The sequence below is a fragment of the Burkholderia diffusa genome (assembly GCF_902499115.1).
Classification (GTDB): Bacteria; Pseudomonadota; Gammaproteobacteria; order Burkholderiales; family Burkholderiaceae; genus Burkholderia; species Burkholderia diffusa.
On record NZ_CABVPN010000056.1, the window covers coordinates 1 to 8,235 of the forward strand.

The following is an 8,235-nucleotide window of genomic DNA, read 5'->3' on the forward strand; positions in this document are numbered from 1 at the left end:
CGCTGCTTTACCCGGAACGATTCAACATCGGAATCTGAGTCTTAACCCGCCTCACACACAAGATTCCGGATACCTCCGTTGAGGAACCGACAATCCATCCGGTCGGGGCGCAGCATATCGTGCCTTGAGCTTCACAGCGTCCGACGATGTCAGATCGTAGGCCCATCCGCTAATACATACTGCGTCGCGACCGTCCGCGTCTACACTCGACCTCACAGCAGCACTCGCTGGCACAACGCCAGCGCCGACCACGTAAAGCGCCTGGCGCGCGTGTGTCGGCTGCTCGGCCTGTCTAACTGCGCTCACAGAAGGACCCAGCATGTCCGTGAGCCTCCATACGACGAAGCAAACGCCGCCTAAAACGAACAGCTTGAACTGCCATCGACTCGCCCGCGTGCTGCGTCGCGTCGCATCATGAAGCAGGCTTTCAAGAGCCGCATAGTCATATTGCTGATGCAGTTCATTTGCGGGGTTGCTCATTTCTTCCCTTTGTTTTCCGTGCTCAAGGTCGCTTCAGCGAGTTCACGCCCGTCTGCAAAAGGTGCCCAGCACGAATGGCATCGTTCAAGCTGTCCACCACATCTTCGGGGCTGAAACCCATGGCCTCCAGGCGACTCTGAAGCGCCTGCTCCGGTACAACGTCGTCGCCAAATTCAGAAAATGCCCGCAGAATTGTCCCAATGTGGATTGCCATGTCATTTCCTACCCATCAGATTGTCGAATTTTTATCACGAGCGCCGGCAGCAGTCACGACGTCAACGACGAGTAACCAATACACGCAACCGACGACGAAGAGAACAGCGCCGACAATGGAAACGTGGCCTATGAGAATCGCAAAAGCCATTAGGCTCGGAAAGATTCCTAAACCCAGCGCGGCGCCGCGGTATGCGCTGGTCTTGCGCTGTTGAATCACGGTAACGGTTCGGTCAAGAAGAAGATGCCCGACGAGTGCGGGGAGTGAAAGCGAGAACAGACAGATCACCAGCTTCCCACCGCCAATTGCAACGGAGTTTGTGATCGACGCGATAAAGGTGGCAGCAACAAAGGCAGTGTAGGCACCGATCATTTTCGATCTAACCGAATGCACTTCAGCTGGAATTTGCCCCTGAACGCGCTTCAGCACTTCGTCAAGATCGCTAGGTCCAGATTCGACCTTGGGGCCGGTTTCGTCTGTCATTGTTTTCCGTTTTCCGATAGGTTAGCGAGAGTGTTTTTTGGAAGCGACGGAATTGAATGCGGCGTCAAAAATCTGCTGGCGGTTCGCCTGCTTCAGCAGGTAGTTCCCTGGATCGACCCTCTGCAACTCCTTCATCGCGGCATCTTTCAACGCCTCTAGTCCCGCCGAATTTGCTTGGCTAACGCGAAGAGCCTCCTCGAGTTGAGCCGCATAGGCTCTCCATTGATCCGCGTTTCGTCGCTCTGCTACTGCCCTGCCGAATATCACCCCTGCGTCCATTTAAATCCCCAAACCCTAAGCCGTGGTCCGCATGGCGGCGCCTTCAACAGGCCAGCGGACGAAGGCAAAGACCCAGTACATGATCAGGTTGATAGGCGGTACCAGCAACAGCAAACAAAGCCAGCCCGAAAAGCCTGCCTTTCGCAGAATGCGTGCAGCAGGAATGAGGTAGACGATCGGAAGGAGGATCAAGATCGTCCAGTGCCAGACGCTGAAATTTTCCATGTTGTTGTCCGTCCAATTGACATACAGGTCAAGCCGCGACGAAATACGGGTGGCCGCCGCCTGGGAACTCGCGCCACTCCACTTCGTTCCCGTACTCCGCGCACTTCACGAAGAGATGGTTTGCGCCGTGTGCGTTGGGGATCTCCAACGCCGGTTCCGGCACAACGCCTTGCGGAAACAGGTGCTCCACCAGGTACGCGTCGTAGTCCCCACGCACCACGACGATCCGCATCCCCGCGTGAGCGTACCCAGCTAACGACCTGCCGCCTCGAGCGTGAATTCTTGCCATGCCGGCGCCCTTCCAAGTGTTTTCCGAGGCAAGTTAAACGAGTGCCCGAATTTCGACATCCAAAGCCCGTCCCGAGTCGCGCAGCGCTCCCAGGAACTGCCATAGAAGCGCTTCCGAGACATCGAGGACTGTCCCAATAGAAATCCCCGGAATATGGCTGGCCAACGCTCGCTCCGCTCGAGCGTCGACCACGCCCGCCGCATGTACGATACAGTTTCTCGCTTCGCATGCAGCAGAAGCCAAGTCCTGAGTTGCTTGCGATGGCGTGGGACAGCTTGCCCCATGCTCTTTAAGCAGGGTACAGATCGCTGGGAATCGCTTGCGGTACGTCCGGGAAAGGTACTCGCTTACAACGCCCTCTACTGCCCGTTGACGCAACCATCCCTGCACATCAGCCCCCGGATCAATCTCCTCAGGACGGAAAGAAACTTTATACGTTTTATCCGACTTCCAATTCAGCACAAGAAAGTTGCTGAGGACTTCCTTCAGGTAATCCTCAAACGTCGTGACCGCGTGAACCAGGAGCGAATACCGAGCAAAGCGCTCGGTAGTTGGTGCATCTGCAATGAATTTGGCGGTTGGGATATTGAGGTGGGAGGCTGATTGTCCGGAAAGCACTTGAGGGACCATCGCGCTACCGGCCATGTGAGATAGCGTGAATTCCAGCGAACACTTGAACGTCCAGTAGAAGTGGTTAAGCTCCTCGATGGTTCGTTCAAACCGCTTAAGGGCAGCGGTCTGCGGAGGAAGGTCCGGCGTGAGTGTAAGTCGCGTCATATTCTAGCGTTGCCCCCTGCTTTCCGATCACTTTTTGAGGGCACTTACCGCGGCGAGGTACTGCTCCCATATCCCCGACTCCACATCAGAACGCGCGGTCTTCACGAGTTCTTTCAGTGGATGACGGTCCGCAGCCATAGTCGCCGAGATTTCGTCTAGCTTGGTGACGGAGTAGACGTAGCCGTTGAAAGGCTTGCCCACGCTATCGGTCGCTCGCACGACAAAGCGCTCGCCATCGTCGTAAAGTCGGACATGAACGGTGGCACCTTTGTGCTGGAAGGTATCAAGAATCATCATCCATTTGCTCCTGTTTTCCGATGCTTATTTGTACGAGGGCTCGCCATCGATGGCGAGCTTCGCTAATACCGCCATCCATCTGCACGACGCCGCCTATCCGTTCGGCCACAACGTCGGCGCCGGGCCCTCCTAGTTCCTCGGCATTCGCCTGAAACGCTTCACGGCACGACACCGCAGCAAGGCATCTCGCCCGACTCGGCGACGGCCCGCAGGGCATTGATCGCGGGTCGCAGTGCATCCGCGATCGTCAATTCGGGTGTGGCTGTTCTTACCACTCGCTCAGATTATCGCTTCGTCGCCTGTTCGAGTTCGACGGGTGTCAACTGGCTGCGATGCAGATATGCACCGGCCACCGGAGGAACCGAAACGAGATGCGGAGTCTTTCCTTCGGCAGCATGTTGGGGGCCGAACGCTCCAACGAGGCCGATAACTTCCCCGTCCTCTTTCAGCCCCCACGCCGCAAGATTCCATACAACGGGCCGCTCTTGTTCGTTCACGCGTGGGTGCGCGAAATACCAGTCGGTAGCCGGGATGATCGCTTTATACATCTGTTACGTTCCTCAGTTTTCGGCAGCCGGCCGGTGCGGGGCGCCTACGCGCCGGTTGTTTTCCTATTATCGGCTTGCGCCGCGATTACTTTATCAACTGCTTGCCCGCGGCCTTTGAGGCAGCCACGTCGAAAGTTGCCGTGTGCTCGCACCCGACGACGTGTGCCGACCGCTCGATTCGGCAGTTCGCGAAATCCGCCTTTGCGGATGCCGTAAAGACACGAAGCGTGTTTGGCTTCCATGCTTTCAATATCGTAATACGCTCGTTTTGGTGTTTTGTGACGAGAGAGAAAGCGCTGGGCGTTCTTTTCCAGTGTAACCCGCGTAAAGCCGCGTTTCCTCGGAAAAATCCAACCGGGGCCGCCATTCCGCTACCATCTCGCTTTTCTTTCAACCCGCTCGACGATCGACCGTGACCACCGAACTCCAGCAACTCCAGGCGCAATTGCGCGAATTGAATATTCGACTCGCGGACGTGAAGAAGGACGAGAAGCAGGCGTATTTGGCCGGCGTCCAGGAGCGCGTTGCGCTCTACGGCATCACCGAAGAAGAACTGCTGCGCGCGGCAGGCTTCCGGAAATCGCGCAAATCGCGGGCGCAGGCGAAGTACTACGACCCCTCTTCGGGTAAGCAATGGTCTGGATTCGGGCCGCGACCGAAATGGCTGGATGGCAAGAATCTCGACGACTACCTAATCGAGCGTGCGGCGAAACCGTGGTGGCCCGGAGAGGACGCCTGATGGCTCGTCTCCGAGACGATCAGGCGGCGAAAATGGTCGACGGTCGGCCGAACGTCGCGACGGTGTTGGGCCTCTACTCAAAACTTGCGGTACCCTCTCGCTGAACGGGTGCTTAAGGGGCGCGGCAATGTGCTATTCCGCAAAGATCCAAGCCAACTACCGGGAGTACGTGCGGCGCTACGGCGCCGATATGGACATCGACACGTTCCGGTGCCTCTACTTGGCGCGCGCAGCGTCTGGCGACATCAAGATCCCGAAAGCGGTCGACGCCGCGTTCGCTGGTGTTGACGACGAGATCACTGCGGCGATCGCGGCGTATCGAAACCAGCGAACACAGAAGCTGGAGACCGAACTGTTCGAGCAGCGGACGCGGCTGGCGGCCGCTGAGAAGAAGCTGACCGAGAAGATCACGAAGAAGGCGAGCGAGGACGTCCGGATCGCGACCGACAAGATCACTGGCGCGACGCGCGGGCTCGACGATCTCCGCCGGCAGGACCTGCAGGAGCCCGATTCGCGGATCTTCCCCGGCTGGTATGCACCCGTGCTGATCGAGCTTGAAGGCAAACGCCTGGTCGTGCCGATGCGGTATCGATGCCGCATCCCAGGTTGGACCGAAGCGGATGAGCGCACGAAAATTGGTTCATATAATGCGGCACAGATTCACTCAGCACCGCCTGGCGCAAAGTTTTCGGCTTCACGCATGGCCTCGTGCTCGTCGACGCTTTCTTCGAAAACGTGAAGCGCGACGGGCAGAACGTCGTGCTTCGCTTCGATCCAACGCCGCCGCAACACATGCAGGTGGCCTGCCTGTGGACACGCACCGAGATCCCGGGCCGCGACGACTTATGGTCGTTCGCGGCGATCACCGACGACCCACCGCCGGAAGTAGCGGCGGCCGGACACGATCGATGCATCGTGCCCATTAAATCCTCGAACGTTGGCGCCTGGCTGGCGCCGGATCCGAGCCGACGCCAGCAGTTGCGCGAGATCCTAGCCGACCGCGAGCGGCCGCACTACGAGCACCAGCTGGCGGCATAGTCGGTGCAGTTGAGCCGAGACTATGGCCGTTACCCGCTGGCTTCCAGTGAGAGCCAGTCGACAGGGTCTTGACGTTGAGCTTCCGGTCTACTACCCCGCACGCTGCGATCTCCATGTCATGGAAAATCATCCTGTCGCCCCGAACAGAATCCCGATTGCCGCCAGACCTAAAGTTTGTTAATTACGCCGGTTGGGTCTTGAAAACTCGACAAATTCGGAGCCGATAAGAGTGTTTGACGCGGGCAACCAAGATTCCGTACTCCGGAAAATCCAGAATATTCTTGATCTCCATGTCGCCTTCATCAAATGAAACCTTTCCCTTTAAATTTTGCACGGTTTGCATTAGCGGGGCCCGCAGTTTCGTCTCATAAACCACATTCGCCTTCGGAAATCCCTCGGTGTACTGGCTGCTGTCAGGGAAGTAGTAATCGACAGGAGGCAGTGGCAAGAAGTTCATATTTGCGTCGTAATCTATTGCCGCATACTTTGATGGTCCAATCTGATTGCCACTCATATCAAATGTTGCACTTTCGAAGTTCAATACGCGGGGCCATTGAGCTGTAATGATTCTGGCGATTGCAGAATCCGCGTTTGACACCTCAGGTGCGTATGGTTGGATTTTTGCCATCGCAGCGGCTGCAGCGGCCCCGAATTCAACGGGCTGCAAGCGCGGGTCATATTCCACGCCATTTTGGTCGCGAATATAGCCGATAAAATTACTATCCTCACACCAATTTCCAATTTTGAGTTGCCCCCCCACACCACATTTGCGGCACGAACATCGTGGAGGGGGTATCTCTCACATATGCCCTGTACTCGATTAGATTAATTGCATAGGCATACGATGAATCTGGTTCTCGTAAATTTGGCAGGGTCCGCTGAATCATTGCGAGCACGGCAGGCCTCGCTGCAAAGCCAGGATTCAGATAGGTCTCTACCAAAAGATGTCCGGAAAGGTCATCGGGGTTGAACGCAACATCAACATTCGCTGGTAAAGTTTGAGGTATAGCGTAGCGCAATGCCTTGGTAACCAAGTCTGAGTTCGATGTGACATATTCGCCGCCATCAGCCACATAATTTGCAACATTAGCGATTCCAACCACCCTCAAATTTCCCGGCTTAATTTTAGGGTTCTTGTATACGAGTCGGTGGGTGGCGTTTGCGTATAAATTCCCTTGAGAATGGCCGACGAGTAAAACGCGCCTACCATTATTGACTATGGCATCCGTCGTCTGCATGACTGCGTCTGAAACACGATCGTCTAAATAAGAGTAGTTTGATTGAAATTTGGCATTTAACGAGGACGATGTTTGATCCCGGACGGTGCTGATCATGGATTGGATCGCATCAACGACGTCAGGGGCAATATTTTGAGCGAAACCTCCCGCGACACGCGATAGCATTTCCCAAGTCCAGCCGGGGTTCTCCGATAACTTCTGAGAATAAACAGTTATCAAATCATCCAAAAACCCATTTGATTCATTTGGATTTACGCCATAATAGATCGCAACCCCATTGAATTTCGCGCCGACCATTGACGACAAGGCATTTCTGCCGTCAATAATATTTCCGGAATTATTCAATATCCCATTGCTATACACTATTTCATAGGGGGCATCACACGAATCGTCTGCTTGCTGAGAAAATGCAACTGAAGAGAAGGCAAGCAACGTAACCAAAATCAGTTTTTGCATGGATCCCCCGGTGTTTCCATATAAATGTGCCCCGACATGTTCTTCATCGCTACCGAATATGCCTGCCATCGCTCCTTAGAGTTCAACATCATCGAGAGAATGACCTGGGAATCGTCCATCCCACTTCGCCCTATCGACTTGCTTATACAATCCAGCGATTTGAACACATTTGTCATATCGGCAACTGCTTGCTCTCGAGCCCCCCCGTTCATTATGAAATTTCTTTGAGATGCGGCGTAGCGCATCATCGCGGTGCGTTGCGCCGGATCTCGATAATGATTTTCAATATATTTTGAGACGTCATCGCGGACGCCAGTACCCGACGAATCAATACCGCCGATGGAGGCTGAATGGTCAGTTGAGAGGTCAACCGGAAGCGAATTTCTCGCGTTTGGATTCGGGGTACCCGATGGGGCTACTTTTCTGAGCGATTGAGGGCGAGACGCATCTCGCGAGGCAGGTTCAGCAGTTGACGCCTGCCGAGTAGGCGATTGATCAGTTTCACGCAGATATGCGTAGGTTCCACCGATAACCAATCCTCCGACGGCTATCGAAATTGCAAGATCCCTCGATTTCATTTTTATGGTCTCATGCCTATGGTTATTTTTTCAAGACTATAGGTGGTATCAATAAAAATGCAAGGAAGTTGTCGGTCTATTCGAAGTTTTATATTCCTTGCCCCTTAGCGCGTTGGGTGCCAGATCTTCGCCGCTCACGAGCGGCTCCGCTACGAGCACCAACTCGCAGCATAAACACGGGGGTTGGATGGTCGGTTGTCTCCGGCATATACTGTACAAACATACAGTATTTTGCGTAACCGACCCCATGCACCCCGCCCTCGCCCATCCTGAAGTCATCCACCCGGCCCTTTGGCGCGCCAGTCAGCTGGCGCGCTCGAGCGTGCGCGGCGTCGATACGGGCCATCCGGAACTGACGGCCGAACTGCCCGGCGGCGGTTGGCCGGCCGGCGCGCTGATCGAACTGCTCGCGCCGCAGCCTGGAATCGGTGAGCTCCGGCTGCTGGCGCCGGTGCTCGCGCGTGCGGCCGGTAAGCCGGTGATGCTGATCCAGCCGCCGCATGCGCTGCAACCGCTGGCGCTAGTGTCCTGTTCCGCTGATTCGCGAGCAAAGTCGATGCAGCTTTTCGAGGATGGAATCGGCTGAGGCGGTCC

The 8,235-nt window shown here is 55.7% G+C and carries 12 protein-coding genes and 2 pseudogenes; 3 read left to right on the forward strand and 11 right to left on the reverse strand.

What is annotated here, in order from left to right; translation table 11 throughout:
- Positions 1-502: 502 nt before the first annotated feature.
- The 8 genes from BTE28158_RS31970 to BTE28158_RS32005 form a co-directional block, all read right to left on the reverse strand.
- Positions 503-694 (reverse strand): UBA domain-containing protein, encoded by a 192-nt coding sequence (locus BTE28158_RS31970; protein ID WP_151052006.1) that lies wholly within the window; start codon positions 692-694, stop codon positions 503-505.
- 15 nt (positions 695-709) lie between these two features.
- Entirely contained in the window at positions 710-1,177 is a 468-nt protein-coding gene (locus BTE28158_RS31975; protein ID WP_151052004.1) for a hypothetical protein, read from the reverse strand.
- A 21-nt stretch (positions 1,178-1,198) separates the two neighbouring features.
- Positions 1,199-1,456, reverse strand: a complete 258-nt coding sequence (locus BTE28158_RS31980) for a hypothetical protein (protein WP_151052002.1) — start codon at positions 1,454-1,456, stop codon at positions 1,199-1,201.
- A gap of 15 nt (positions 1,457-1,471) precedes the next feature.
- A complete protein-coding gene (locus tag BTE28158_RS31985) occupies positions 1,472-1,681 on the reverse strand; it encodes a Sec-independent protein translocase family protein (protein ID WP_151052000.1) in 210 nt (69 codons plus the stop codon).
- A gap of 28 nt (positions 1,682-1,709) precedes the next feature.
- Positions 1,710-1,913 carry a hypothetical protein gene (locus BTE28158_RS31990; RefSeq protein WP_151051998.1) on the reverse strand — a complete coding sequence of 68 codons (204 nt, stop codon included), beginning with the start codon at positions 1,911-1,913 and terminating at the stop codon, positions 1,710-1,712.
- A 90-nt stretch (positions 1,914-2,003) separates the two neighbouring features.
- The gene (locus BTE28158_RS31995; protein WP_151051996.1) at positions 2,004-2,747 is read right to left on the reverse strand and encodes a hypothetical protein; all 744 of its coding nucleotides are present in this window, start codon (positions 2,745-2,747) and stop codon (positions 2,004-2,006) included.
- Positions 2,748-2,774: 27 nt separating this feature from the next.
- Positions 2,775-3,044 (reverse strand): hypothetical protein, encoded by a 270-nt coding sequence (locus BTE28158_RS32000; protein ID WP_151051994.1) that lies wholly within the window; start codon positions 3,042-3,044, stop codon positions 2,775-2,777.
- 284 nt (positions 3,045-3,328) lie between these two features.
- Entirely contained in the window at positions 3,329-3,592 is a 264-nt protein-coding gene (locus BTE28158_RS32005) for a methionyl-tRNA formyltransferase (protein ID WP_151051992.1), read from the reverse strand.
- A 412-nt stretch (positions 3,593-4,004) separates the two neighbouring features.
- Between BTE28158_RS32005 and BTE28158_RS32010 the strand changes: the two genes are divergently transcribed.
- Both BTE28158_RS32010 and BTE28158_RS32015 read left to right on the forward strand, forming a co-directional pair.
- Positions 4,005-4,331 (forward strand): H-NS histone family protein, encoded by a 327-nt coding sequence (locus BTE28158_RS32010; RefSeq protein ID WP_151051990.1) that lies wholly within the window; start codon positions 4,005-4,007, stop codon positions 4,329-4,331.
- Positions 4,332-4,458: 127 nt separating this feature from the next.
- Positions 4,459-5,369 (forward strand): annotated as a pseudogene (locus BTE28158_RS32015) (SOS response-associated peptidase family protein).
- Between the two features lie 181 nt (positions 5,370-5,550).
- Here BTE28158_RS32015 and BTE28158_RS32020 read toward each other — a convergent pair.
- From BTE28158_RS32020 to BTE28158_RS32030, 3 genes are read right to left on the reverse strand one after another with little or no spacing between them, the layout of a single operon-like run.
- On the reverse strand, positions 5,551-6,129 hold the full coding sequence (locus tag BTE28158_RS32020) for a hypothetical protein (protein ID WP_151051988.1): 579 nt from the start codon (positions 6,127-6,129) through the stop codon (positions 5,551-5,553).
- On the reverse strand, positions 6,095-7,063 hold the full coding sequence (locus BTE28158_RS32025; protein WP_151051985.1) for a hypothetical protein: 969 nt from the start codon (positions 7,061-7,063) through the stop codon (positions 6,095-6,097). The genes BTE28158_RS32020 and BTE28158_RS32025 overlap by 35 nt, the downstream gene beginning before the upstream one ends.
- The gene (locus tag BTE28158_RS32030; protein ID WP_151051983.1) at positions 7,051-7,641 is read right to left on the reverse strand and encodes a hypothetical protein; all 591 of its coding nucleotides are present in this window, start codon (positions 7,639-7,641) and stop codon (positions 7,051-7,053) included. The genes BTE28158_RS32025 and BTE28158_RS32030 overlap by 13 nt, the downstream gene beginning before the upstream one ends.
- Before the next feature lie 247 nt (positions 7,642-7,888).
- Here BTE28158_RS32030 and BTE28158_RS32035 point away from each other — a divergent pair.
- A pseudogene (locus tag BTE28158_RS32035) lies at positions 7,889-8,182 on the forward strand (translesion DNA synthesis-associated protein ImuA); the annotation flags it as partial.
- Between the last annotated feature and the right edge of the window lie 53 nt (positions 8,183-8,235).

Bases quoted from the DNA above. Each gene is read 5' to 3' on its own strand.
- BTE28158_RS31970 (WP_151052006.1), bottom strand. From the start codon at position 694: ATGGCAATCCACATTGGGACAATTCTGCGGGCATTTTCTGAATTTGGC.
- BTE28158_RS31975 (WP_151052004.1), bottom strand. From the start codon at position 1,177: ATGACAGACGAAACCGGCCCCAAGGTCGAATCTGGACCTAGCGATCTT.
- BTE28158_RS31980 (WP_151052002.1), bottom strand. From the start codon at position 1,456: ATGGACGCAGGGGTGATATTCGGCAGGGCAGTAGCAGAGCGACGAAAC.
- BTE28158_RS31985 (WP_151052000.1), bottom strand. From the start codon at position 1,681: ATGGAAAATTTCAGCGTCTGGCACTGGACGATCTTGATCCTCCTTCCG.
- BTE28158_RS31990 (WP_151051998.1), bottom strand. From the start codon at position 1,913: ATGCGGATCGTCGTGGTGCGTGGGGACTACGACGCGTACCTGGTGGAG.
- BTE28158_RS31995 (WP_151051996.1), bottom strand. From the start codon at position 2,747: ATGACGCGACTTACACTCACGCCGGACCTTCCTCCGCAGACCGCTGCC.
- BTE28158_RS32000 (WP_151051994.1), bottom strand. From the start codon at position 3,044: ATGATGATTCTTGATACCTTCCAGCACAAAGGTGCCACCGTTCATGTC.
- BTE28158_RS32005 (WP_151051992.1), bottom strand. From the start codon at position 3,592: ATGTATAAAGCGATCATCCCGGCTACCGACTGGTATTTCGCGCACCCA.
- BTE28158_RS32025 (WP_151051985.1), bottom strand. From the start codon at position 7,063: ATGCAAAAACTGATTTTGGTTACGTTGCTTGCCTTCTCTTCAGTTGCA.
- BTE28158_RS32030 (WP_151051983.1), bottom strand. From the start codon at position 7,641: ATGAAATCGAGGGATCTTGCAATTTCGATAGCCGTCGGAGGATTGGTT.